This is a genomic window from Pseudooceanicola lipolyticus, assembly GCF_002786325.1.
Classification (GTDB): domain Bacteria; phylum Pseudomonadota; class Alphaproteobacteria; order Rhodobacterales; family Rhodobacteraceae; genus Pseudooceanicola_C; species Pseudooceanicola_C lipolyticus.
The window spans coordinates 30,856-55,201 of record NZ_PGTB01000004.1 but is presented as its reverse complement, the minus strand read 5'-3'; the positions used below and the strand labels follow the sequence as shown (position 1 = coordinate 55,201).

Here is a 24,346-nt window from a genome sequence, read left to right as displayed (position 1 = left end):
CCTCAGCTCCGTCCCAAGATGCCGAATGTCATGCCCATCAGCAGGTGACGCCGGATGAGGTAGAAGAACACCAGCACCGGCAGGATCAGCACCACTCCCGCGGACATGATCTGCGTCCACTCGATTCCGGTTGCGCCCGAGGCGGCCGAGATCTTCACCGGCAGGGTCTTGGCGTCGGTCGTGGTCAGGATCGATGCGAAGGCAAACTCGTTCCAGGCGAAGATAAAGCAGAACCCCGCGGTTGCCGCGATGCCGCCCCGCACCATCGGCAGCACGAGGTAGATGAAGGCATACATCCGGGAATAGCCGTTCACCTGCGCGATCAGTTCAACCTCTTTCGGCACCCCATCGAAGAAGCCCTTCATGATCCAGGTCGCCAACCCCACATTGGCGAAGATCGCCACGAGGATCAGGCCGGTGCGGGTATCGGCAAGCCCGAGCCGGGCAAACATCAGGTGATAGAACACCAGCACCGCAACCGGCGGCAGCATCCGCGTGGACAGCACGAAGAAAAGAAAATCGCCCTTGCCGCGAAAATCGTAGCGCGAGCAGACATACCCGCCCAGCGTGCCCAGAAACACCGCAAGCAGCGTGCCCACCGAGGAGACGATCACGCTGTTCAGCAGCGCGTCGGCCACCCCGTAGGCCGAGGCCGTGCCCCGCGCCGCACCCACGCCGAAGACGCTTTGGTAGCCCGACAGGTCGATGTCGAAGACCCATTTCGGCGGCATCGCGAACAGATCGGCACGGCTTTTGAAGGAAGAGATCATCAGCCAGAAGATCGGGCCAAGGCTGAAGAAGGCATAGGCCACAAGAAGGGCGATGATGACCCAGCGGGTCGGTTTTACGCGGTGCGCCTGGTTATGTGCCATGGATTCCAACTTTCAGGTGATCTGCCAGCCGCCGCTGTCGGGGCGGCTGGCGGAGGTTTGGCAGGCGGGCCACAAGGTGAGCCCGCACGCCTTGCCTGGTGATCAGGGCGTTCAGTTGACCGGGACGACCTGATCCTGGCCCACCGGGGTGATCTCCTGATCGGGCACTTCCGGAGTGCTGTCGCTGCGGCTGATCTCGTAACCGGCGCGCTGAAGCGTGCGCTCATGCTTCTTGGCGGCGTCGGTCAGCGCTTCTTCGACGGTTTTGCTGCCGGTGATCGCGTTGGAGATCTCTTCCTGCAGCTGATCCAGCAGCACCGGGTATTCCGGCAGGTGCCAGTAATCATTGAGATATTGCAGCGCCGTCGAGAACTGGGCGTTGTAGCTGTTCAGCCCCTGCCAGTCATCGCTTTCAAGCACCGCCTTGAGACCGGTCTGGCAGACCGCGGCATAGCGCTCCTGCTGCTCGGGCTGGAAGTACCATTCCATGAACTTCACCAGTTCGGGGAGCTTCTGCGAGTACTTGTTGATCCCCATGCCCTGGCCGCCCACGGAAAACTGGCGCCGGAACTTGCCATCGCGCCCGATCGCGCCGGGCAGAATGCCGAAAGAGGTGGATTCAGCAAACTTGTTCACTGCCGGATCCGCGTTCGAGCCGTTGAAATAGAACCACTGCATCGCCATGGCCAGCTGGCCCTGCTGGAACGCCGCGTTGACCTCGTCAAAGCCCCAGCTGCCCGATCCGGGCGGTCCATATTCAAACATGTCGACATAGGCCTGAACGCCGTCGATCGAGGCCGGCGAATTCAGATAGCCCAGCACCTCGTAGGTTTCGGGGTTGTAAAGCTCGCCCCCAAAGGACCACAGGAAGGAATTGGATGCGGTGGTGGCAAAGTCATATTCGCGCCCGCCCATCTGGCCCCAGCCATAAAGCCCCTCATCGGGGCGGGTAAAGAACTCGGCAACCTCCTTCGCCTCTTGATAGGTCTCCGGAACCGTCAGATCGCGGCCGTATTTCTCTTTGAACGCCGCCTGCTCTTCCGGGTCGTCAAAGAGATCCTGGCGATACATCAGGCCATAGGCGTCCTGGTTCATGGGCAGGCCATAGAAATCGCCCGAGTTATCCGGATACTCTCCATACTGCGAAAGCGATGCGGCCGGGAATATTTCGGACGAAAGCACGTCCGAACTGTCAAATATATCGTTGATCTTCACCGCGTGGCCGCCGCCGGCAAACTCCGCGGTCGACTGGCTGTCCCACATCGCGAAATCGAATCCGTCTCCCTTGATGGCGAATTCCGAGGCGATCTTGTTGTGCCACTCCGGCCCATAGGGCACCAATGCCGGCACGATGGTGACGGATTCATCGGGATAGTCTTTGGCGATTTCAAGCAAGGCATCGGCACAGGTGCCGGCGTGCCAAACAAACGTGAGTTCGGTCTCGGCCTTGGCTGACGCAGCCCCCAGGCACATCGTCAGCGCCGCAGCCGTCGAATACATTCCTGCTGTCAGTTTCACTTGGTTTTCCTCCTCCGCTGCGCGGTTGCCCTGTTTGATTCGGACCCCCGACCCGCACAGATAACACTTTTACTAGTATATATAGCAATGATTTTGTTATCTCTGCGCTGCGGAAAATATGCTGCATATGCATCGTAAAACTTAGAAAAATTGAAGTTTTCTGTATATATTACCGGCTATTAGAGGCAGCCCGTCAGAAGAACAAGCATCGCTCCAGGATCAAGTCAAACAGGCCGACAGCTGTTCTATCCCGATATTCTCACACTATTTCGAATTTCGTATCACACTTTTTGTTATGAAACTCGAACGCTTTGAGATAAGACTTCTGCCTAGGCCCGCTCCGGGGCAAACGAACAAGCTGGACAGACCCATGAACAAGAGCGCATCCAAGAGCGTTCTGCGCCGCTCCAAAATCCTCGACCTGCTGCTCGGCGGGCGTGAAGTCCCGATCAAGGAGATCGCCGAGAAGCTTGATGTCAGCATCATGACGGTACACCGCGACCTTGCCGAACTTGAGCGCAATGGCGCGATCACGCGGGTTCGGGGAGCGGTTTCGGCGGAACGGTCGGTGATCTTCGAAAGCAGCTACCACTTCCGCAGCCAAAAGCAGATCGACGAAAAGCGCCGCCTGGCCCGCGCCGCGATCAAACATATCGAACCCGGCAACGCCTTGGCATGGGATGACAGTACCACCGCCTATCAGATGACCGAGTTCATCCAGGAGATCACCCCGATCACCGTGCTCACCAACGGGCTCCCCGTCATCGAGCGGCTTTCGAATGAACCCGGCGTCGAGATGATCGCGCTGGGCGGAAAATTCAGCCGAGGCTTCAATGGCTTTTTCGGGCTGCAATGCGAGCAGGCCATCGCAAGCTATGTTGTCGACGTGGCGGTGATGTCCTCCACCACGATCCGCGGCATCTCGCTCTACACGCAGGACGAACAGGTGGTGCGGATGAAGCGCGCCATGCTCAAGATCGCCAAGAAATCGGTCCTGCTCGTCGACTCGAGCAAGTTCCAGTTTTCCGCGCTGAACTACATCGCGGACCTGACCGATTTTGACCACGTCATCATTTCAAAGGATCCCGGCGAAGAGGCCCTGGCCACGCTGCGCTCTGCCGGAATCGATTTCGAACTCGTTTGAAGCCCCAAGAAAGGATCAATCATGCCCGGCAAATCCCGGCGCCTTGCGCGCCTCTTCAGCATCGGCTCCGGCAACCTGTTCTGCATCCCGATCGACCATGGCATGCAGGTTGGCGTCATCGACGGCATCGAGGACCCGGAACGCCTGATTGCCACGCTTGCCGATGGTGGCGTGGGCAGCGTGATCGTGAATCCGGGCATGTTGCGCAAGCACTATAAGTTGCTCGAACGCATCCCCTCGGTCATCCTGCGCATGGACCAGACCACCATGTGGCGCACAGGCGGGCCCTTCGGCTATGACGGCACCCACACCCGCCGGGTCAGCGATGTGCGCGAGGCTGTCGAACTCGGCGCGGACGCGGTGATCACCTATCTTTTCACCTGCGCACGGGATCCGCTGGAAGAGACCCGCTGTTTCGAGATCAACCGCGAGATCGGCGCGCAATGCCGCGAACTCGGCATGCCTCATGTCATCGAAGCGATGGCCTCGAACGGCGGCTTCGCGCGCGCTGACGATCCGGATGTCGTCTCGATGAACTGCCGGATCGCGGGCGAATTCGGGGCCGATATCATCAAAACCGACTGGTGCGGCGCCGAGGGTGTTGGCCGGATCGCGGGTCAGTCCCTTGCGCCGGTCTGCATCGCCGGTGGCGCGCGTTCCGGTTCGGTAGACGATCTTGCCCGGACCGCGAGGGCAGCCATCGAACATGGCGCCCGCGGTGTCTTTTTCGGGCGCAACGTCTTCCAGCGCGAGGATGTTGCCGGCACCTTGGCCGAATTGCGCAAGGCACTGGAATAGGGGTTTCCCCGTCTGCGGCCTTCGATACGCCACGGCTGTTCTGCAAACATGGCGCGGGGGCAGTATTTGGGACGTCAGACTCGCCTTGCGGCGGCAAATGACAATGCCCAAGGCCCCGCGCCTTCATCACACCGTTCGCGTTCGCAGCGTGTCGTCACACATCACCGGCCGGCCGGCCGGCCAGCGCGCAGGCCGGACCGTCGGTTTCGGCGCGCCTGTCAGGGTCTCATCGTTGGTGGTGCCAAAATTGCGCCACCGCGACGGACACCAAGCGTGATCCGACAAACATTCGCGCGGTTCCATGCCCAAATCCTTCGCGTCAACCACGCCGCTTGACGATCCTCCTATGCGCGGCGCAGCATCAAGACCGATGAGCCAGCATTTCAGACCGTGCACGAGTCCGGTCGCACGACTTCATTTGACGTTGAACAAATGCACAAGGTGGCGAAATCGACGCTATTCGGTAACAGATCTGCTTAAAGTCTCAGCAAACGAAGTCTTCGGGCGGCACAAGTCAGACCTGCCTCTGCTACAGCTTGGATATTGATTTGGCCTTGGATTTCAAATGGGTGGCTTACCAGTTGAACATTCAAACCTAGCGGCGACCGCGTCGCCCGCCTCGGAACCCGTCTGTCGCCCGATGGAACCGGTGCTGATGGTTGCGGCCTGTCCGTTTCCCTGCCGGCGCGGCACGCCCATCCGCATCGAGAGACTGGCAGAGACCATTGCCAGATCGGGCCGCGAGGTTCATGTCGTGGCCTATCACTATAGCGGTGAAAACGACGGTGCTCCGTTCTCCGACAACCCCGATGCAGGCCCCGCCTACAAGCTGCACCGGATTGCCAACGTGCCCGGTACCTGGGATCCGGCGCCCGGCCCCGGGCTCGGGAAGATGCTGCTGCTGAACCCCTTGCTGTTCGCCAAGACCCTGAAGGTGGTGCGCAAGCACAATATCCGACTGCTTCATTGTCACCATTACGAAGCGCTTCTCGTCGGGCTTGCCGTGCGCCGGTTCCGGCCGGTCTCGATTGTCTATGATGCGCATACACTTCTGGGCGACGAGCTTTCCTATTATGCCGCGCCGATCTTCGAAGGGACGCTGAACCGGTTTGGCAGTTTGCTGGACCGGGTGCTTCCGAAGCGGGCCGATCATATCATTCCGGTGACAGAGGAAATTCACGACAAGCTGGCGGCCACGAAGGTCGCGGCCCCGATGACGATTGTCGGCAACGGCCTCGAAGAGGCTGCGATAGATTGGTTCCGCCGGCAGACGGGGGCGGTAATTGCGGGACGCGTGGTCTATGCCGGGAACCTCGCCGCCTATCAGGGCATCGATCTGCTGCTCGACGCCTTCGCCCGGGTGGCAGAAACACATGCACATGCCCGCCTGGTCCTGGTGATCCCCCAGCCGCACGAGGCGGTGCTGGAGCAGGCGCGCGCGCGGGGCATCGGCGACCGGGTCACCGCGGTCGATGCAGACCGCGCCGAACTTGCGCACGAGCTCTGCACCGCCGACGTACTGGTGAATCCCAGGATCGAATGTCCGGGCTATCCGCTCAAGCTGCTCAATTACATGGCTGCGGAGCGCCCGATCGTGTCGTTCAAAAGTTCGGGCAAGAACCTGAAAGATGGCATCGATGCCTGTATCGTGCCCGATGGCGATGTGGCGGCCTTTGCCGAGGCCATATCGCGCCTGCTGGGCGACCGGGCCCGCGGCGATACGCTTGGACAGACCGCCCGTGACACCGTGTTTAACCACTATTCATGGGAGGCAATCGCCCAGCGGGTGCATACCGCCTATGATCAGGCCTGCGCGGCGCGTGGCATCGGCGAGCGCGACAATGCGGATGGCTGAGACCGGGGAATATGGCCTGACCGCTGTTGTAATCAACTACAACGGCGGCGAGCGCTTGCTGTCCTGCCTCCAGTCGCTGGTCGACCACGCCCCCTTGGTCGACGAGTTTATCCTGGTGGACAACGGCTCGCAGGATGGCAGCCCTGAAGGTGCGGAACAGATATGTCCAGGTCTTGTGATCATTCGCCTACAGGAAAATCCCGGGCCCGCAACCGCGCGCAACCGGGGCATGAAAGCAGCGCGGAATCGTCGCGTTCTGCTTGTCGATGCGGATACCCAGGTGACGCCGGGTGCCATCGACGAGTTGCTGGCGGCGCAGCAGGCGACCGGGGCGGCGATTGTCTGCCCGCGTCTGGTCTTTGCCCCCGAAAACAAGACGATCCAATGCGACGGCGCCTATCCTCATTTCCTCGGCACCCTGGTTCTCGGCAACGCCAATGCGCGGCGCGACGCGGGCAGCGCCGCACATTCGGTAGACGGGCTGATCAGCACCTTCCTGCTGGTGGATCGCGATGCGGCCCTGTCCGCGGGTGGCTTCAACGAGGCGTTTTTCTTCTATTTCGAAGATCTCGAATTCGGTCTGCGGATGCGCCTTCTGGGCCATACCATCGCCTGCGCGACGCGCGCCGTCGTCTTGCATGACCGAGGCGCGGGTTATACCGGGCTGTCCTTCCGGGGGGCTGGCAACTATCCCAAACAGCGCGCCTATCTGTCGATGCGCAACCGGCTGCTGACAATCGCGATCTGTTTCCACTGGCGCACGATCCTGGTTCTGGCGCCGGCCTTGCTGGCCTATGAATGCGCTACGCTGGGGCTGGTGGTGATACGCGGATGGATCCCGCAATGGGCCCAGGGCTGGGCCTGGATCATCGCCAACCGGCATGAGCTTCGACAGATGCGCAACCAAGTGCAACACCACCGGCGCCTGCGGGACGGCGCGGTTCTGCATGGCAGTCCCCTGCCCTTTGCGGACGGGCTGTTCCGGGGCCGGGTTTCCGGCGCGCTGGTAAGGCTGCTGTCCGGGAGTTTTGCCGCCTATTGGAGGATTGCCCGTGTCGCAGTCCACTGACACCCGCGTGCGGGCACATGGGCGCGCCGGGGCGGAAACGCTGATTGCCCGCGTGACAGGATGGGAACGCGACCTGGTGCTTTCGGTCGCGGCCCAGCTGGTTCAGAAGCTGCCCGGCCTCGTCGCCGCCATCGTGCTTGCGCGCTATTTCGACAAGGATCTGATCGGGCAGTTCTTCTTCTGCGGCGTGGTGGGTGCAATCGCGGCCACCGCCAGCCATCTGGGCACCGACCGCGAATTGCGCCGCTCGTCGGCGCAACGGCCGGGCGAGGCGCTGGCAATGCTGGGACAGGCCCTGCCGCTGCGGGTGGTCGCAACGGTGGCGCTGTGGTTCGGCATAAATGCGGTCGTGGCGTTGGTACAGCCGGAGCTGCTGCTGATCTGCGCGCTCACCACGCTCTACATGCTGGTGGGTGACCTGTTCTTTTCCTTCTCGGCGATTTTCGTCGGCTTCCGCTGGACCGGTCTGCGGCTTGCCGTCGGCGCCATCGGACCGCTGCTGATCGCGCTGTCGTCGCTGGCGGTGATATGGGGCTGGTCGCTTCCGGCGGTGCTGGTGCTCTATGTGGCTGCGAACACGGTGATGGTGGCTGTCGCCATCCGGGTGACCCAGGCCCGGCTGGGCACACCGCGCTTGCAATGGACGTTTGTGGCCGTACGGCCGATGCTGTTCGCCGCCCTGCCCTTTTTCTTCACCGAGATCGTCCTGTTGCTGCAAAGCAGGATCGACATGCTGATGCTGTTCAGCCTCTCCACAACAACATCCGTCGCCGAATACGGAACATCCTATCGCTTGCTTGAAGTCACGCGCACGCTGATCCGGCCGTTGATGATGGTTTTCGTTCCCATCGCGGCGGCGATGGCGGTGACACGGAACCGGCCCGAGCTTGCGCGCCTGACCCGCCGGCTTCTGACCGCGGTCAGCCTTGCCGGGGTTCTGCTGGCCGCGATCTGCATTCCCCTGGCCGCCCCGATCGTGACCACCGTCTGGGGCGAAGACTATCGGTCGAGCGCGGATGTGTTTGCCATTCTGGCGCTTTCGACCGTTCCGCTGTTCATCGGCCTTGCCTGTCTTAACCTCGCCGGGGCGCTGCATCGCGAAAAGGATTGCCTGGGCATCCTGATCGTGACCGCCCTGGCCAATGCGGCGATGAATGCCGTGGTGATCCCGGCCTATGGCGCGCCCGGCGCGGCCTGGACAACCTTTGCCACCGAATGCCTTGCGGCCACCGCGCTGCTGGTGCTGATCCTGCGTGCAATCCGCAGTGGCGAGACGACCGAGGCCGGCGATGGTTGACCCGCGTATCCGCCCTGCGACGAACCGGCCGGACACGCCCGAGGTGTCGGTCATTATTCCCTGCAAGGGCCATCCCGATGCCCTGCTGCACCTGCTGCGCGATCTGAGGGAGCAGCAGACGGATCGCGCATTCGAGGTGATCGTCGTCGACGCCTGGTCGGATGACGCGATCAGGACCGCCGCTCAGTCTCAGGGTGTCGTGGTGGTCCGCAGCGGCAGCGGACACCTGCCCGGCGCGGCGCGCAACCTTGGTGCCGACGCCGCACGCGGCCCCATCCTGGCCTTTATCGATGCCGATTGCAGGCCGGATCCGGACTGGGTTCAGGCCGCGGCCGATGCGCTTGAACACGGCGCCCGGCTTGCGGCGGGTCCGGTTGCGGATCTCGCTCCCTGGCATCCGGTGGCGCGCGCCGACAATCTGCTTCAGTTCGCGGATCTGCCGCGCGCGCGCCCTGCCGGCCCTATGCATATGGCACCCTCCTGCAACCTTTCGATCCGAAAGGAAGATTTCAACCGCCTCGGCGGCTTCCGGCACCGCGACGGGATTGCCACTGGCGAGGATGTCGATTTTTGCGAACGCGCCACGGCGCTGTGGCGGGACGGCATCCAGTTTTCACCGCGCATGGCGGTGCGCCATGCCGGGCGGCGCAGGATGGCCGACATGATCCGGCATCACCGCACCTTCGGCTATTCGCGGGGGCGATTGCGCCTGCTGCTGAGCGACCGCCAGGCCCGCCTGGCACGGATGCGCATCCTCGCGCCCGCCGTCGTCTTGCGGCGGCTTGTCTACATCATCGGCAGGGTGGCGCGGCTGAGCCCGGCCAAGCTGCCGATGACCCTGATCATCAGCCCGTTGCTGTTGATCGGCGCCTTTGCCTGGACGGCAGGGTTCCGCAGCGGGCTGATCGACAGTTCTCCCGCGGGTGCAGACACCCCGGCATCGCCTGGACGCCGATTTGAATGAACGAATGAGACACAGCCAAATGCCCCTGAAGCCCAAGAAACTGATGCTGCTTGCCATCGATGCCTCGCCCGAGGATCGGATGCAGCAATGGATGGATGCCGGTGACCTGCCGAACCTCGCGCGTCTGCGCGCCAAAGGGGCGCAGGGCGCGATTGAATCGACGGCGGATTACATGGCCGGGACGCCTTGGCCGTCCTTCTTCACCGGCACCTACCCTTCCGAGCATGGCTGGATGTTCTACCTGGTGTGGCGGCCCGATCTGATGAAGTTTCTGCGTGCTTCGCCGGAATGGCAACCGGTCGAACCCTTCTACCGGAATTTCCCCCAAGACGGCCCGCGGGTGATCGCCGTGGATGTTCCGATCACTTATGGCCCCAAGCCGTTCAACGGGGTCGAACTGACCGGATGGGGTACCCATGACAAGATCGGGGCGCCCGGCGCATACCCGTTGGGGCTGATCGAACGGATCAAAAGGGAAATTGGTCCGATGCCCATTCCCGATGAATTTGCCGGGGCCCAAAGCGCCAGGGCGCTGCTGAAATTGCGCGATGAACTGATCGCCGCTGCCGATTGGCACAGTCGCGCCTGCAGGCTGCTGATGAAAGAAAACGCATGGGATCTGCTGCTGCTCGCCTTTGGCTCGGTCCACCGGATCGGGCATAAGGCGTGGAACCGCTATGGCGCGACCGGAGAATTGAGCGAACAGGAGGGCAAGGCGCTTGACGATGCGATGCGGCAGGTCGCCATTGCAACCGACAAGGCGCTGGGCGAGATCATCGACGCGGCCGGAGAGGAGGTGAACGTCATCGCCTTTTCGCTGCACGGAATGACGGAAAACTACTCGGTCTACCCGATGATCAGCCGGATGCTCGACCGGATCACTCGGGACGAGAAACGGGACGATCCGGAAACGGTTGCAAAATCCCCCTTCGCGCGCCTGCGCGAGTCCCTCCCTCTGGAACTGCGCTCGCGGATCAAGGCGAAACTGCCTTTTGCCGTGCAGGACGCGATGACCATGTTCTGGCGCACCGATGCGCGCGACTGGTCAAAGACCAAGGCCTTCGCCCTTGCAGGCGACCTCGAGGGGCTGATCCATGTCAATCTCAAGGGCCGCGAGCGCGATGGCATCGTAGAGCCCGGCGCCGAATACGATGCGCTGCTTGGGAAGATCCGGGCGGGGTTCGAAAGCTTCGTGGATATCGAAACCGGCGAACCGCTGGTGCGCGACATCACGCGCGGCTCGGAAATCTGGCCGGAGGGCGTGCAACGCCGAGTGCTGCCGGATCTGGTGATGCGCACCACGGTCAGAAGCGCGCGACAGATCCGCGGTTTCCGATCGGAACAGTACGGCACCGTATATAATCACGATTATGGCGGCTATGTGGATGGACGGCCCGGGCACCATATCGGCGATGGTTGGTTCGTTGCCGCCGGCCCCGACATTCCGGGGCGCGGCGCGCTGCCCAAGATCCACGAATTCGACCTTCTGGCAACGGTTCACACCCTCGTCGGACAGCAAATGCGACCGGAAATGCGCGGCACCCCGGTGCCCGGCCTGGTGCCCAATGACCCGGCGGTGGAAGACTGACGATGCACAACCGCGTTTTGGTGACAGGTGCTGGTGGCTTTATCGGACGACGGCTGGTGTCCGCGCTCTGCGGCTCGGGCATGCAAGTACGCGCCTTGCTGCGGCCCAGCCACGACGCCTCGGAGATGGAGGCGGAAGGGATCGAGATCGTGCGGGGCGACGCCGCGGACGCTGCCCTGATGAAATCCGCCGCCGCGCAGTGCGACGTGATCTATCACCTGGCCGCCGCCCGCGGTTTCAAGAAGCTTTCCGGGCGCAACTTTGCCAAGGAAAACACCGCATTGATCGAGGCCGCCGCCGGCGCCGCGCAGGACAATACCGCGCGCCTCGTCCTGGCCAGTTCGGTGGCCGTCATGCGGGGACGGCCGCCCCTGACCCCTGCGCGCTCCGAGCCGCGACCCACCTCGCATTACGGGGCGTCTCGGATGCTGAATGAAAAAAGGCTTCACGAGGTCTGGCGGAACCGACAGCTGGACTATCGGATCGCCCGCATCGCCGAACGGGTCGCCGGACCGGGGGCGAAGGACTGGCAGAAAATCGTTCGCGCGGTGCGTGATGGTCGCTATCGGCTGCTTGCACGCGGCGGGCAGATCCATAGCTGCGACGTGGACGACGTGGTGGCCGGCCTGCAGCTGTGCGCCGGTGATCGGGCGGAACCGGGCGCGACCTATATTCTCGTCGCCCGCGACCCTGCCGCGTTGAAGGACGTTTTTGCTAACATTGCCGACGAGCTGGGCGTTGCCTTTGCGCCGCGCATGGTCAGCGGCTGGCCCCTGCGGGCCTACAAGCGGATCGGCGATCAGGTCTTTTCGATGTTCGGACTGGAACTGCCCCATGCCTTCACTGCAGGTTTCCACGCCTGGCCCAGCCACTACGATACCGCCGCGACGTCCGAACGCCTGGGGTTCGCCCCGCGCTATGATGTCCTGCAGGCGGTGCGGCGCACCGTGGGCTGGATGCGCGCCGAGGGGGCGGTGTGATGGCGGACCGTTCCTATCAACCGCTTGCAATGATTGCCTTCGACGGGGCCGAGATCACCATGATCGAACGCGGGATATCGCAGGGCTGGCTGCCCAACCTGGCCCGCCTGCTGGATGGCGGCGATTTGCTGCGCATCCGGTCGGAAAGCGACGTGATGGTCGGCGCAGTCTGGCCCGGTTTCTACACGGGCAAATTACCGCCCGAGCACGGGATCTCCGGCGTGCTTCAGTGGCGCGCCGACACGATGCGGCACGAGCGCCCCGACGATCAGGACTGGATCGACACCGCGCCGTTTTACCGCAAGTTCGGGCCGGACGGGCCGCGGGTTCTGGCCATCGATGCCCCGTTTGCGCCCTCGGCGAAACCCTTTGGCGGCACCGAGGTGATCTCGTGGAATGCACATGCAACGCGCGGGCGCCGCGGCACCTGGCCGCAGGATTTGGCGGCCGAGCTGCGAAACCGCCACGGCCGGCCCGAGATGCGCGACGAGATTTACGGCCCGCAGACCGCCGCGGGCTTGTTAAAGCTGCGCGATCAGCTGGTCGCCAGCGCGCGTCAGCAATCCGCCCTGGCCTGCGATCTGGCCCGCAACACCCGGTGGGATTTGTTGCTGCTGGGCTTCGGAGCCGTGCACCGCGCCGGGCACAAGCTGCAGATGCCCGTCATCCTGCGGCGCCCCAGCAATGACTCGGCCCTGTCCGAGGCCTTGCCCGAAGTCTATCGCGCCTGCGACACGGCAATCGGCGAGGTTGTGGCGGCTCTTCCAAAGGATTGCCGGGTGATCCTGTTCTCGCTGAATGGGATGGTGCCCAACACGTCCAAACATTTCCTGTTGCCGGAAATGCTGCGGCGCGTACTGGAGAACGACACCTCCGACACGTCCGACGCCCCTTCCCCCGCGCCCGCCCTGCTGCCTCGGTTGCGCAATGCGATCCCGCTTGAATGGCGCAGCGCCCTGAAGGAACACCTGCCGGTTGCGGTCAAGGATGGCCTGGGGCGGTACTGGCGGCGCGCCGAGGCGACGGATTGGTCGAAAGTGCGCGCCTTCCGCCTGGTCGGAAGCGATTTCGAAGGGCAGATCCGCATCAACCTGCGGGGCCGGGAACGCGAGGGCATCGTTGCGCCCGGCGAAGAGTTCGAGGCGCTGTGCACCCAGATTGCAACCGGCCTGCCCACCTTCGTCGACGCAGCCTCCGGCGCGCAGTTGATCAAGGCCGTTGTGCGATCATCGGACCTGTGGCGAGAGATCCGGGATCGTGCGGATCTGCCGGATCTCCTGGTGCAGTGGTCCGACAGCCCGCCGCTCAGCCTGAACACCATCACGTCGGCCAGGTTCGGCGCGTTTCGCAACTTTTGGCAGAGCATGCCACCCGATGGCCGCTCCGGGCACCATCAACCCGTGGGCTGGGTGTTCTGTGCCGGTCATGGTGCCGCAACCGGTGGCGCTGAGGGATCGGTCCAGGACCTGACCGCGACGGTGTTTGCGCATTTCGGCCTGCCGGCGCCGAACGGTCTGCGCGGCGCCCCGCTCGACGCCCTGCTTGAACCGACAAGGGCGCTCTGATGGGGCGCGCAAAACTGCTCATGATCGCGCTGGACGCGGCAGATCTCGGCCTTCTGGACCAGCTCGTCGACGAGGGCCTGACCCCCGTCTTCGGACAGCTTCGCAGGCAGGGCCGCCTTGGCATGCTGTCTTCCCTTGGGCAATGGCTGCCGGGATCGGTTTGGCCAAGCTTCTACACCTCGACGCCGCCCTCCTTCACGGGGTTTCACCATTACCTGCAATGGTCGCCCGAGGCGATGGCGCTCCGGCGGCCGGATCCCCGGGCTATGGGAGAGCCGTTTTGGCGCGGCCTGACCGCCGACGGCGGCAAGGTCATTGCGCTCGACATGCCCTTTGCCTCCGCCCCGCGGTCCGGCATCGAACTCACGGGATGGGCCACGCTCGACAGCCTCGAACCGCCGCATGCCCATCCTGCCGGGCTGCTTGCCGAGATCGAGGCGCGGCACGGCGCCTCACCCATCGTGGCCGAGATGCATGCGCTGCAATCGGTGCAGGCGGTGCTGAAGCTGAGGGACGAACAAATCCGTATCGCTGAAATGCTGGCCGATATTTCAGAACAGATACTGGCGCGGGAAACCGCCGATCTGTTCCTGCTTACCTTTCCCGGCCTGCATCGGGGCGGCCACTGGCTGTGGGACGAGACCGGCCTGAAATCGCCGCCGCTGGCCTCGGAACGCGCCGAATTCGACCGCGCGCGTCCAGAGGTCTATGCCGCAACGGATCACGCGCTTGGCCGGATTATCGAGGCCGCGGATGCCGACGAGGTGATCCTGTTTTCACTGCACGGCATGGGGCCGAACACCAGCCGGGTGGAAATTCTCGATGATATGCTGCTGCGCATCCTGTCCGACAACGGCGCAGGTAAACGGCCATTGAAATATCTGGAGCGCCTGCGCCGCGCGGTGCCGCCAGCGTTGCGGCACGCGGTGAAAGACAGTTTGCCCACCGCCGCACAGGACAAGCTGACCGGTTTCTGGCGGACCGGAGGCCGCGACTGGCGGCAGACGCCGGCGCTGACCCAGGTGGCCGACCTGACCGGCTATATCCGGCTGAACATCGCCGGCCGCGAGGCCGCGGGCCTGCTGTCCGAGGATCAGGCCGGGGAACTGGCCGAACGGATCACCGAGGGCCTGGGCAGCTTTGTCGATGCGGATACCGGCGAACCGCTTGTCTCACGGGTGGCCCGGATCGCTGATGTGGTTCCCGAAGGGCCCTACCGCCCGATGCTTCCGGATCTGTTGGTGGATTGGAGCGGGACACCCGCCGCCCGTCACCGCGCCGTGGTGTCGGAACGCTTCGGCAAGGTCGACTGGCCCACACCGGGCCGTCATCCAAGCGGCAGATCCGGCAATCACCGGTCAAGCGGGTTCTACCTTGCCTGCGGTCGCGGCCTGTCTGCAGGCGATGCACCGGCCGGCGACATCATGGACCTGGCCCCAACGGTGCTGTCGCGCCTGGGGGCCGCCATCCCCGAACAGATGCAGGGAACCGCACTTCTGGGAGGACGTGATGACGATTGAAACGCCACCGCGCTCCGGTTCCGCTGCCCGGATCGAAACCGACATCTGCATCATCGGCGCAGGGGCCGCCGGGCTTGCCATCGCGCGCGAGATGATCGGCAAGGGCGTAACCGTATCGGTTTTGGCCGGCGGCGCGAAAACCTTCAGCCACCGGGCGCAGTTTCTCTACCACGGCCGGAATGTGGGGCGGGAAAGCTTTGCACCGGGCAAGGCCCGGTTTCGCATGTTCGGCGGCAGCACGACCCGGTGGGCCGGGCAATGCCGCCCGTTCGACCCGGTGGATTTCGAAGCCCGGCCCAACATGCCGGGGACCGGCTGGCCGATCGAGCCCGGCGTGCTGGAGCCCTATTACCGCAGGGCGGCAGCGCTCTGCGATCTCGACGACTGGCGATTTGATCCGCCCGTCTGCCCGGGATTGGCGGTGCCCGACGCTGGCGACGTCGAACCGGTGCGCTATCGGCATGGCCAACAGGTGGATTTCGCCCAGGCCTTGGGCCCGGAACTGGAGGCCTGCGACACTGTCCGGGTGTTCCTGGACACCCATGCCGTCGAGATCGTCGCCATTGGACAACAGGTTTCTCATATCGACGCGCGCAGCACCGGCGGGCACCGCCTGGTGTTCAGTGCCAAGACCTACATCCTCGCCTGTGGCGGCATCGAAAACGCGCGGCTTCTGCTGGCGTCACGCGCGTCCGGCGCAAACGGTCTTGGCAATGCCAATGACCTTGTCGGGCGATACTTCATGGATCACCCCTTCTTTTTCGGTGGCTCGCTGGACCTTGCCGCTGGCATTGGTCCCGAGGCGGTCGGCGCCCTGGAAGGCTATGAGCAGGCCGGTATCGCACAGCGGAGCCACGGCGCGTTTGCACTCAGCGAGCGCCTGCGCAGGGAAACGGGCGTGAACGGCGCGGCGGTCTTCTTCGTCTCGCGCGCGGCGCATAAATCTTCACCCAGGTTCCTGTCGCGTGGCGGCGTCGCGCTCACGCGGGTGGTGGATGTGCTGATGCATCGCGAACTTCCCGACGGGCGCATGCGACGGCACCTGCCGGCACTGCTTCTGCGCCCCGGCGAGGTCGGCGCCAGCGCGCTTGAACGCGTCAGGGGCGCCATCGTCAAACGCCGGACGCTGGCCGCGCGGTTCACGCTCGAAACCGCACCGAACCCCGACAGCCGGGTCCGCCTCGACCCGACGCGGCGGGACCGCTTCGGAATGCCGCAGGTCACGGTGGACTGGCGGTTGCGCGACAGTGACCTGCGCGGGCTCGACCTGCTTCAACGCGGCCTGACCCGGCTGTTTGCAGATGGCAAGGTCGGCCAGCTTAACCTGCATGGCGCGAGGGATGCAGACGGGTATCCGGTCAGCATGGAGGGCGGCAAACACCATATGGGAACAACCCGCATGTCGCATGACCCGCAAACCGGCGTGGTCGACAGCGACTGCCGGATGCACGCGGTGCACAACCTGTATGTCGCGGGAAGTTCCGTTTTCCCCACCGCCGGCTATGTGAATCCGACGCTGACAATCGTCGCCCTTGCCCTCCGTCTGGCCGATCACCTGCTGTCCGCGGATCGGAGCAAACGACCGGTGCAAGATAAGGCACCCACCCGATCTGATCGAAGCCAGACGCTCAAGACGTTTTGACGGTGCCGGCGGACCAATGCGAACCGGAAAACCGACAGGCGGACTGCTTTCATGACACACAGCGCGCGCAGGCAATCTCGCAGAACCAGCGGGCCAATTGTTAGAGGTCAGCCAAGGGGTTGGTCATCCGGCAAAATCTCCGTAAAAGCCCGGCGATCGCAGCCGCCTCGGGCGGCGTTGTGCCGGCGGGTTCGAGCGGCGCACCGCGTGCCGCGCAAATGTTGCCGACGTTTTCTCCTGCGGTCCAGTTATCCGGGCAATATGCAACACCTGCATATTGATCCCTTCAATTCGCATTTGAATTCAGTGCATGTTGCTGCAAGATTTCTCGTTAGGTGCATACGTTCAGAACCTGCCTCGACCATTTTTGTGACGGAACCGAGGCATGGCCAGACGATTAGAGGAACCCAATACTGCAATGAGAGTCGCGATCGCCAGCTTTGAATTCGAAGGCAACAGCCTGTCGCTCCGCGTGGCCCGAAAAGAAGATTTCGCCCGGTTCGGCATCTATCACGGCGAGGATGTCATCAAGGTGGCAACCGGCAAACAGCTCTCGGTGACCGGCGCGCTCGACACGCTGAATGACGCCGGGGTTCAGGTTTTGCCGCTCTTCATGTCACGCTGCGTCTCGGGCGGACATGTGGACGACGCCTTTTACGACGAGGTGATCGAGATCATCGCAGAGGGAATTACCGCGGCGCTGCCGCTTGATGGTGTTTACCTCTCGCTGCACGGCGCGATGATCTGCGCGACCGAAAAAGACCCCGAGGGCGGCGTTATCCAGGCGGTGCGGCAACGGCTTGGCGACCCGTCAATTCCGATCGCGGTCAGCCTCGACCTGCACGCGCATGTCACGCAACGGATGGCCGACATGGCCCAGATCATCGTCGGATACGAGACCTACCCGCATGTCGATGCCTATCGCACCGGCGCCTGTGCTGCTGACCTGCTGGTCCGCGCGATGAGGAAAGAAATCGCGCCGGTGACGCGCATCCGCAAGTATAACGCCATTGTCCCCGTTCTGGGTGGCGCGACGCTGGGCGACGAACCGATGGCGCAGGTCGCCGCCCTGTCCCGTCAGATCGAGGCCGAGGGGCGGGCGCTGTCGGTAAGTTTTTTTCCCGTCCAACCCTGGCTCGACATGGCGGATGTGGGCGTCACCGGGCTTGCCATCACCGACGGCGACCCCGCCGCCGGCGACGCGGTTGCGCAGGAGGTGCTGGACGCCATCTGGGAGCGCCGCCGTCTTTTCGAACTGCCGGCAATGACCCCGGCCGAGGCGGTGCGCGCGGCGGTCGCGGCGCCGGGCCGCACCCTGATCGTCGACGCCCCCGACTCGATGGGCGCCGGCGCACAGGGTGACAGCCCGGCGCTTCTGGCCGCGCTGCTTGAAATCGCACCTGACACTGACGCCGCCCTCTATATCGTCGATCCCGACACCGCGGCGCGGGCCTTTGACCTGGGCGAAGGTGCCGAGTCAGACTTCCACATCGGCGCGAAACAGGATGACCGCTGGTTCAAGCCCGTCCCGGTCACCGCACAGGTGGAAAAGCTGTGCGACGGGACCTTCACCTATTCCGGCGGCCCGGCCGCCGGTGCGAAAACCGGCACCGGTCAGACCGCGCTGTTGCGCGCGGGCGGCATCCGGATTCTCGTCGGCAGCTTGCCCTTTTACGAGCACATGGATGAACATTACGCAGCCTGCGGCATCGACATTGCCGAGATGAAAATATCCTCCTTCAAGAACCTGATGAATTACCGCAAGCTGCTGGGCCCCGGTGTTCAGTACATCCCGCTGCACGGCCCCGGCGGCGCGCCGCTGCGGCTTCAGGACGTGGCGTGGGAAAACCGGCAGAGACCGTTCTGGCCGGCAGACGATACCGCCGAACCGCAGCCGATCCCGCGCGTGGCATAGAAACAAAAAACAACGAAACGTAAGACCTTCAGGAAGGAAAACAAAATGATCACAAGACGTTCCCTGCTCGGCGCCGCGGCGGCGACGCCGCTGTTGTCGCTGCCCTCGATTGCCCAGAACAACACCAAGGTGCTGCGCTATGTGCCCAGTTCCAACCTCACCATTCTTGACCCGGTCTTTACGCCTGCCGCCGTCTCCATCACGCATGGCTACTGCGTCTTCGACACGCTGTATGGCATGGATGCGAACTTGCAGCCGGTCCCGCAGATGGCGGCGGGTCATACCGTGTCCGATGACGGGCTGACCTGGGAAATCACCCTGCGCGACGGGCTGATGTTCCACGATGGCGAACCGGTCCGTGCCCAGGACTGTGCCGCAAGCCTCGATCGCTGGTCCCGCCGCGACGGCTTTGGCCAAGCGCTGGGCGCCGCGACCGAAAGCTTTTCGGCCAAGGATGACAAGACCATCCTGATCAAGCTGACCCGTCCCTTCGGCCGCCTGCTGCACGCCATCGGCAAGCCGCATTCCTCGCCGGCGATGATCATGCCGGAACGGCTGGCGCAAACCGATATCTCCGAGCAGGTGACCGAAATGATCGGCTCGGGCCCGTTCAAATGGGTGGCAGACGAATATGTCTCGGGCGACCGCATGGTCTATGAGAAGTTCGAAGGTTACGTGCCCCGTTCGGAACCGGCAGCCTGGACTTCGGGTGGAAAGGTCGTGAACTTCGACCGCGTGATCTGGCAGGTCATCCCCGACCCCGCCACCGCCGCCGCCGCCATCCAGGCGGGCGAGGTCGACTGGGTCGCCTCGGTCCTGCCTGACCTTGCGCCGCTGATGGAAGCCAGCCCGGATGTTGACCTGTTCCGCCAGGACCCCTTTGGCCTGGTCTCGGTCATGCGCTTCAACCACCTGCAGGCGCCGTTCGACAATGTCGACATCCGGCGCGCGGTGATGAAGGCCGTGAACCAGACGCCCTATATGCAGGCCGTCACCGCCAGCGATGCCAACCGGCAGGAATGCCTGTCGTCCTTCCCCTGTGGCCTGCCGGGCGTGAACGAGCTGGGTGAAGAACTGATCAACTCGCTCGACATCGAAGGGGCCAAAGAGGCGCTCAAGGCCGCCGGCTATAACGGTGAACGCGTCGTGATCCTGAACCCGACCGATATCGCCTCGATCCACCCCCACGGGCTGATCACCGCCGATATCCTGACCAAGATCGGCATGAATGTCGATTTGCAGGACACCGACTGGGGCACCGTGGTCCAGCGCCGGGTGTCGAAAGAACCCGTCGATAACGGCGGCTGGAGCATCGCGCACACCAACTGGCCGGCGATCTCGATCGACAACCCGGCAACCAATGCCACCACCCGTGGCCTGGGCGAAAAAGGCTGGTGGGGCTGGTTCAAGGACGAGGAGATGGAAGAAACCGTCGCCTCCTGGCTTTCCGCCCAGTCCGAAGACGAGGCACAGGCCCTGTTCGACAAGGCGCATGCGCGCGCGCTGGACCAGGTGCCGACCGTGCCGCTGGGCCAGACCTTCCAAGACGGCGCTGTCCGTAAGGACCTGACCGGCCTGTTGCAGGCCTCGGTCAGCCTGTTCTGGAATGTCGACCGCGCCTGACACGCCCGGGGCATCCGCTTTCAGGGTGCCCCTCCCACCCCAGGTCGCTGCTGAGGTCGGCCTTTCCTCCCAAGGTATTCATCCGCATGAGCGCCTATATCTTCAGACGCATCCTGTCGACGATCCCGGTCGTCCTGTTCGTGATGGTCTTCGTCTTCAGTCTGCTTTACCTCGCCCCGGGCGACCCGGCCGCGATCCTGGCAGGTGATCAGGCGACGCAGGAGGATATCGAAGCCATCCGCAGCCAACTTGGCCTCGACCGCAGCTTTCCGGTGCGTTTTGCCGAATGGGCGGGCGGTGTCCTGCGGGGTGATTTCGGCAATTCGATCTTCACCCGCGAACCCGTGACCGAGATGATCCTGCAGAGGGTCGAGCCGACCGTATCGCTGATGATCGTGACCCTGACCATCGCGCTGATCATCGCCATCCCGATGGGCGTGGCCGCCGCCTGGAAACGCGGTTCCCTGATCGACCGGGTCATCATGCTTTTCGCCGTCCTGGGCTTTTCGGTCCCGGTCTTCGTGGTGGGCTATGTGCTGGCCTGGGCGCTGGCGCTGAAACTGGGCTGGCTGCCGGTCCAGGGCTACAAGCCGATCGCCGAGGGCGTGCTGCCCTGGCTGCGCAGCCTGATCCTGCCCGCCACCACCCTGTCGGGCGTCTATATCGCCTTGATCGCCCGGATCACCCGCGCCACCATGCTGGAAATCCTGCAACAGGACTATATCCGCACCGCCCGCGCCAAGGGTGCCGCCGGTCACACCATCCTGTACGTGCATGCATTGCGCAACGCGCTGGTGCCGATCGTGACCGTCGTTGGCCTTGGCATCGCGCTGATGATCTCGGGCGCGGTGGTGATCGAGACCGTGTTCGCCCTGCCCGGCCTCGGCCGCCTGACGGTGGAATCGATCCTGCGGCGCGATTACCCGGTGATCCAGGCCATCATCCTGATCTTCAGCTTCGTCTACGTGATCATCAATCTTTTGATCGATCTCTCCTACACCCTCATCGATCCGAGGATCCGCTATTGACCGCCCCCTTCCCCGAAACCGATGCGCATTACGCGGCGGCCTCCGAACGGCCGCAGATCCTGACGCCCCCGCCGCAGCGCAGCCGCTTTGTGACCCTGCTGATCGAACACCCGACGCTGTGGATCGGTCTGGGCCTGCTGGTGCTGGTGGCGCTGATCGCGGTCTTCGCGCCGCTGTTGGCCACCCATGATCCGGCCGCGCTGAATCCCGCTTTCCGGGTCAAGCCCCCCTCGGCCGAAGCCTGGTTCGGCACCGACATGCTGGGCCGCGACATCTATTCGCGCACCGTCTACGGCGTGCGCGTGTCACTGATCGTCGGCGCCGGCGTCGCGATCTGCGCCTCGGTCATCGGCCTGGCCATCGGCCTGATGTCGGGTTTCCTCAGATGGGCCGACAACATCATCATGCGGGTGATGGACGGGCTGATGTCTATCCCAGCCATCCTGCTGGCCATCGCCCTGATGACCCTGATGCGCGGCGGCTCGGTTTTCAACGTGATCCTCGCCATCACCATCGCCGAGATCCCCCGCGTCGCCCGCCTGACCCGCTCGGTTGTGCTGTCGGTGCGCGAACAGCCCTATGTCGAGGCCGGCACCGCCTGCGGCACCGGCACGCTCGGGATCATCTGGCGGCATATCATGCCCAACACCCTGGCGCCCCTGACCGTGCAGGCGACCTATATCTGCGCCTCGGCGATGATCACCGAAGCGATCCTGTCCTTCATCGGCGCCGGCATGCCGTCCTCGGTGCCCTCGTGGGGCAACATCATGGCCGAGGGCCGGGCGCTGTGGCAGGTGAAACCTTCCATCGTCTTCTTCCCGGCCATTTTTCTTTCGGTCACCGTGCTAGCCGTCAACCTCCTGGGCGACGGGCTGCGCGACGCGGTCGATCCCCGGCTTGCGAAACAGGTGTGAACATGGCGCTTCTCGAAGTTCGCGATCTTCAGATTCACTTTCGCACCGCGACCAGCGTAAATCGCGCCGTCGACGGGCTGTCTTTCGACATCCACGCCGGCGAAGCGCTGGCGGTGGTTGGCGAATCCGGCTGTGGCAAGTCGGTGACCTCCATGTCGATCCTCGGCCTGCTGCCGACCCCGCCGGGCAAAATCGCGGGCGAGATCAATTTTCGCGGCAAGGATCTGCTGAAGGCCTCGGAAAGCCAAATGCGAAAGATGCGCGGTTCCGAGATCGGCATGATCTTTCAGGAGCCGATGACCTCGCTCAACCCGGTCTTTACCATCGGGCAGCAGATCGGCGAATCCGTCCGGCTGCACGAAAAGGCCAGCCGGGCGCAGGCTCGGGACCGCGCCATCGAGATGCTGCGCCTTGTCGGCATTCCCTCGCCCGACCGGCGCGTCGACGAATATCCGCACCAGTTGTCCGGCGGTATGCGCCAGCGCGCGATGATTGCCATCGCGCTGGCCTGCAACCCGGCGCTGCTATTGGCAGACGAGCCGACAACCGCGCTCGACGTGACGATCCAGGCGCAGATACTCGACCTCATGCAAGACCTGCGCAGCAAGGTCGGATCGGCGGTGATGCTGATCACCCATGACCTGGGCGTGGTGGCGGAATTCGCCGAACGCGTTCTGGTCATGTATGCCGGCCGCAAGGTCGAGGAAGCCAAGGTCGGCGATCTGTTTCGAACCCCGCGCCACCCCTATACCCAGGGCTTGCTGAATGCGGTGCCCAAGCTGGGGTCGTCGCTCAGCGCTGCCGGATCGGTGCGGCTGGCCGAAATCCCCGGCCGCGTGCCCGACCTGTCCAAACCGCTGCGGGGCTGCGCCTTTGCCGATCGCTGCCCGCTGGTGCAGGATGTCTGCCGCCGTATCGATCCCGCACTGGAAACCAAGGCCCCCGGCCACCTAGCTGCCTGCCATTTTGCCCGCCGGGAGGCGACCGCCGCATGACCGACGCACCAGCTCTTATCGAAGTTCGCCACCTCGTGAAACGCTTCCCCCTTGGGCGGGGTGCGCTGTTCTCGAAAGCCGACAAGGCCGTGCACGCGGTCAGCGACGTAAGCTTCCACATCGCCAAGGGCGAAACCCTGTCGCTGGTCGGTGAATCCGGCTGCGGGAAATCCACCGTTGGCAAATGCCTGGCGCAGCTGATTCCGCTCACCGCGGGCGAGATCACTTTGGACGGACAGCGGATCGACGGCCTCAGCCGAGCGCAGATGAAGCCGGTGCGTAAACGCATGAACGTCGTCTTCCAGGACCCGTTCTCGTCGCTCAACCCGCGCATGTCGGTGGAACAGTTGGTGGCCGAGCCGCTGCGCAGCCATGGCCTGGCGCGAACCCGTGCCGAACGCCAGGCCCGTGTCGGCGATCTCTTGGAAAAGGTCGGCCTCCCGCGCGAGGCCATGGTGCGTATGCCGCATCAGTTTTCCGGCGGTCAGCGTCAGCGGATCTGCATCGCCCGCGCGCTGGCCTCCGAACCCGACATCATCATCTGTGACGAGGCTGTCTCGGCGCTCGACGTCTCCGTGCAGGCGCAGATCATCAATCTGCTCATGGACCTGCAGAAGGATCTGGGGCTCGCGCTGCTCTTCATCTCGCACGACCTTGCCGTTGTTGAACATATGAGCGACCGGATCGCGGTGATGTATCTGGGCCGGATCATGGAGATCGCCGACCGCGAGGCCATGTTCCGCCATCCCCGGCACCCCTATACCAAGGCGCTGCTGTCGGCGGTCCCCCTGCCCGACCCCGAAGCCAGTCGCGACCGCGTGGTGTTGAAGGGCGACGTGCCCAGCCCGATCGATCCGCCAAGCGGCTGTTTCTTCCGCACCCGCTGTCCCATGGCAACCGATCGTTGCGCCGCCGAGGCACCCAAGCTGCGCGACATGGGGCCCGGCCACCAAAGCGCCTGCCACTACGCCGACGAGGTCTGACGCCTGGCCGGCGGCGGGCTGGCCTGCCCCGCCGCGATCACCCGATTGCACCGGCGCCGGAGGCTGGCACTCTGCG

General features: G+C 63.9%; 19 protein-coding genes. 17 read left to right on the top strand and 2 right to left on the bottom strand.

Annotated elements, in window-relative coordinates; translation table 11 throughout:
* Positions 1–2: 2 nt before the first annotated feature.
* Positions 3–872: a carbohydrate ABC transporter permease gene (locus CVM52_RS03180; RefSeq protein ID WP_100161151.1), complete on the bottom strand. Its 870-nt coding sequence runs from the start codon at positions 870–872 to the stop codon at positions 3–5.
* 111 nt (positions 873–983) lie between these two features.
* The gene (locus tag CVM52_RS03175; RefSeq protein WP_133119776.1) at positions 984–2,390 is read right to left on the bottom strand and encodes an ABC transporter substrate-binding protein; all 1,407 of its coding nucleotides are present in this window, start codon (positions 2,388–2,390) and stop codon (positions 984–986) included.
* 295 nt (positions 2,391–2,685) lie between these two features.
* Between CVM52_RS03175 and CVM52_RS03170 the strand changes: the two genes are divergently transcribed.
* The 17 genes from CVM52_RS03170 to CVM52_RS03085 all read left to right on the top strand — a co-directional run bounded on the left by CVM52_RS03170 (position 2,686) and on the right by CVM52_RS03085 (position 24,270).
* Positions 2,686–3,534, top strand: a complete 849-nt coding sequence (locus tag CVM52_RS03170; protein WP_100161149.1) for a DeoR/GlpR family DNA-binding transcription regulator — start codon at positions 2,686–2,688, stop codon at positions 3,532–3,534.
* Between the two features lie 21 nt (positions 3,535–3,555).
* Positions 3,556–4,332, top strand: a complete 777-nt coding sequence (locus tag CVM52_RS03165; RefSeq protein WP_100161148.1) for a class I fructose-bisphosphate aldolase — start codon at positions 3,556–3,558, stop codon at positions 4,330–4,332.
* A 655-nt stretch (positions 4,333–4,987) separates the two neighbouring features.
* Positions 4,988–6,187, top strand: coding sequence for a glycosyltransferase family 4 protein (locus tag CVM52_RS03155; RefSeq protein ID WP_172720893.1), 1,200 nt, complete (start codon positions 4,988–4,990; stop codon positions 6,185–6,187).
* Positions 6,180–7,256, top strand: a complete 1,077-nt coding sequence (locus tag CVM52_RS03150) for a glycosyltransferase family 2 protein (RefSeq protein WP_172720892.1) — start codon at positions 6,180–6,182, stop codon at positions 7,254–7,256. Before CVM52_RS03155 ends, CVM52_RS03150 begins: the two co-directional genes overlap by 8 nt.
* The gene (locus tag CVM52_RS03145; protein WP_133119775.1) at positions 7,240–8,553 is read left to right on the top strand and encodes an MATE family efflux transporter; all 1,314 of its coding nucleotides are present in this window, start codon (positions 7,240–7,242) and stop codon (positions 8,551–8,553) included. The genes CVM52_RS03150 and CVM52_RS03145 overlap by 17 nt, the downstream gene beginning before the upstream one ends.
* Positions 8,546–9,517 (top strand): glycosyltransferase family 2 protein, encoded by a 972-nt coding sequence (locus CVM52_RS03140; RefSeq protein ID WP_100161143.1) that lies wholly within the window; start codon positions 8,546–8,548, stop codon positions 9,515–9,517. The genes CVM52_RS03145 and CVM52_RS03140 overlap by 8 nt, the downstream gene beginning before the upstream one ends.
* Positions 9,518–9,536: 19 nt before the next feature.
* Positions 9,537–11,105 (top strand): alkaline phosphatase family protein, encoded by a 1,569-nt coding sequence (locus CVM52_RS03135; protein WP_172720891.1) that lies wholly within the window; start codon positions 9,537–9,539, stop codon positions 11,103–11,105.
* 2 nt (positions 11,106–11,107) lie between these two features.
* Positions 11,108–12,085, top strand: coding sequence for an NAD-dependent epimerase/dehydratase family protein (locus CVM52_RS03130; RefSeq protein ID WP_100161141.1), 978 nt, complete (start codon positions 11,108–11,110; stop codon positions 12,083–12,085).
* Positions 12,085–13,650 carry an alkaline phosphatase family protein gene (locus CVM52_RS03125; RefSeq protein WP_100161140.1) on the top strand — a complete coding sequence of 522 codons (1,566 nt, stop codon included), beginning with the start codon at positions 12,085–12,087 and terminating at the stop codon, positions 13,648–13,650. Before CVM52_RS03130 ends, CVM52_RS03125 begins: the two co-directional genes overlap by 1 nt.
* Positions 13,650–15,170, top strand: coding sequence for an alkaline phosphatase family protein (locus CVM52_RS03120; RefSeq protein ID WP_100161139.1), 1,521 nt, complete (start codon positions 13,650–13,652; stop codon positions 15,168–15,170). The genes CVM52_RS03125 and CVM52_RS03120 overlap by 1 nt, the downstream gene beginning before the upstream one ends.
* Entirely contained in the window at positions 15,160–16,812 is a 1,653-nt protein-coding gene (locus tag CVM52_RS03115) for an FAD-dependent oxidoreductase (RefSeq protein WP_172720890.1), read from the top strand. Before CVM52_RS03120 ends, CVM52_RS03115 begins: the two co-directional genes overlap by 11 nt.
* Before the next feature lie 418 nt (positions 16,813–17,230).
* Entirely contained in the window at positions 17,231–18,727 is a 1,497-nt protein-coding gene (locus tag CVM52_RS03110) for a M81 family metallopeptidase (protein WP_172720889.1), read from the top strand.
* 45 nt (positions 18,728–18,772) lie between these two features.
* On the top strand, positions 18,773–20,350 hold the full coding sequence (locus CVM52_RS03105) for an ABC transporter substrate-binding protein (RefSeq protein ID WP_100161136.1): 1,578 nt from the start codon (positions 18,773–18,775) through the stop codon (positions 20,348–20,350).
* Positions 20,351–20,436: 86 nt separating this feature from the next.
* Positions 20,437–21,378 (top strand): ABC transporter permease, encoded by a 942-nt coding sequence (locus CVM52_RS03100; protein ID WP_100161135.1) that lies wholly within the window; start codon positions 20,437–20,439, stop codon positions 21,376–21,378.
* Positions 21,375–22,292: an ABC transporter permease gene (locus tag CVM52_RS03095; protein ID WP_100161134.1), complete on the top strand. Its 918-nt coding sequence runs from the start codon at positions 21,375–21,377 to the stop codon at positions 22,290–22,292. Before CVM52_RS03100 ends, CVM52_RS03095 begins: the two co-directional genes overlap by 4 nt.
* Before the next feature lie 2 nt (positions 22,293–22,294).
* Positions 22,295–23,287, top strand: a complete 993-nt coding sequence (locus CVM52_RS03090; protein ID WP_100161133.1) for an ABC transporter ATP-binding protein — start codon at positions 22,295–22,297, stop codon at positions 23,285–23,287.
* Positions 23,284–24,270 (top strand): ABC transporter ATP-binding protein, encoded by a 987-nt coding sequence (locus tag CVM52_RS03085; protein ID WP_100161132.1) that lies wholly within the window; start codon positions 23,284–23,286, stop codon positions 24,268–24,270. Before CVM52_RS03090 ends, CVM52_RS03085 begins: the two co-directional genes overlap by 4 nt.
* Positions 24,271–24,346: the final 76 nt, after the last annotated feature.

Excerpts from the sequence above, each read along its gene's own strand:
- CVM52_RS03180 (WP_100161151.1), bottom strand. The coding sequence starts at position 872 with ATGGCACATAACCAGGCGCACCGCGTAAAACCGACCCGCTGGGTCATC.
- CVM52_RS03170 (WP_100161149.1), top strand. The coding sequence starts at position 2,686 with ATGAAACTCGAACGCTTTGAGATAAGACTTCTGCCTAGGCCCGCTCCG.
- CVM52_RS03165 (WP_100161148.1), top strand. The coding sequence starts at position 3,556 with ATGCCCGGCAAATCCCGGCGCCTTGCGCGCCTCTTCAGCATCGGCTCC.
- CVM52_RS03155 (WP_172720893.1), top strand. The coding sequence starts at position 4,988 with ATGGTTGCGGCCTGTCCGTTTCCCTGCCGGCGCGGCACGCCCATCCGC.
- CVM52_RS03150 (WP_172720892.1), top strand. The coding sequence starts at position 6,180 with ATGGCTGAGACCGGGGAATATGGCCTGACCGCTGTTGTAATCAACTAC.
- CVM52_RS03140 (WP_100161143.1), top strand. The coding sequence starts at position 8,546 with ATGGTTGACCCGCGTATCCGCCCTGCGACGAACCGGCCGGACACGCCC.
- CVM52_RS03135 (WP_172720891.1), top strand. The coding sequence starts at position 9,537 with ATGCCCCTGAAGCCCAAGAAACTGATGCTGCTTGCCATCGATGCCTCG.
- CVM52_RS03130 (WP_100161141.1), top strand. The coding sequence starts at position 11,108 with ATGCACAACCGCGTTTTGGTGACAGGTGCTGGTGGCTTTATCGGACGA.
- CVM52_RS03125 (WP_100161140.1), top strand. The coding sequence starts at position 12,085 with ATGGCGGACCGTTCCTATCAACCGCTTGCAATGATTGCCTTCGACGGG.
- CVM52_RS03120 (WP_100161139.1), top strand. The coding sequence starts at position 13,650 with ATGGGGCGCGCAAAACTGCTCATGATCGCGCTGGACGCGGCAGATCTC.
- CVM52_RS03115 (WP_172720890.1), top strand. The coding sequence starts at position 15,160 with ATGACGATTGAAACGCCACCGCGCTCCGGTTCCGCTGCCCGGATCGAA.
- CVM52_RS03110 (WP_172720889.1), top strand. The coding sequence starts at position 17,231 with ATGAGAGTCGCGATCGCCAGCTTTGAATTCGAAGGCAACAGCCTGTCG.
- CVM52_RS03105 (WP_100161136.1), top strand. The coding sequence starts at position 18,773 with ATGATCACAAGACGTTCCCTGCTCGGCGCCGCGGCGGCGACGCCGCTG.
- CVM52_RS03100 (WP_100161135.1), top strand. The coding sequence starts at position 20,437 with ATGAGCGCCTATATCTTCAGACGCATCCTGTCGACGATCCCGGTCGTC.
- CVM52_RS03090 (WP_100161133.1), top strand. The coding sequence starts at position 22,295 with ATGGCGCTTCTCGAAGTTCGCGATCTTCAGATTCACTTTCGCACCGCG.
- CVM52_RS03085 (WP_100161132.1), top strand. The coding sequence starts at position 23,284 with ATGACCGACGCACCAGCTCTTATCGAAGTTCGCCACCTCGTGAAACGC.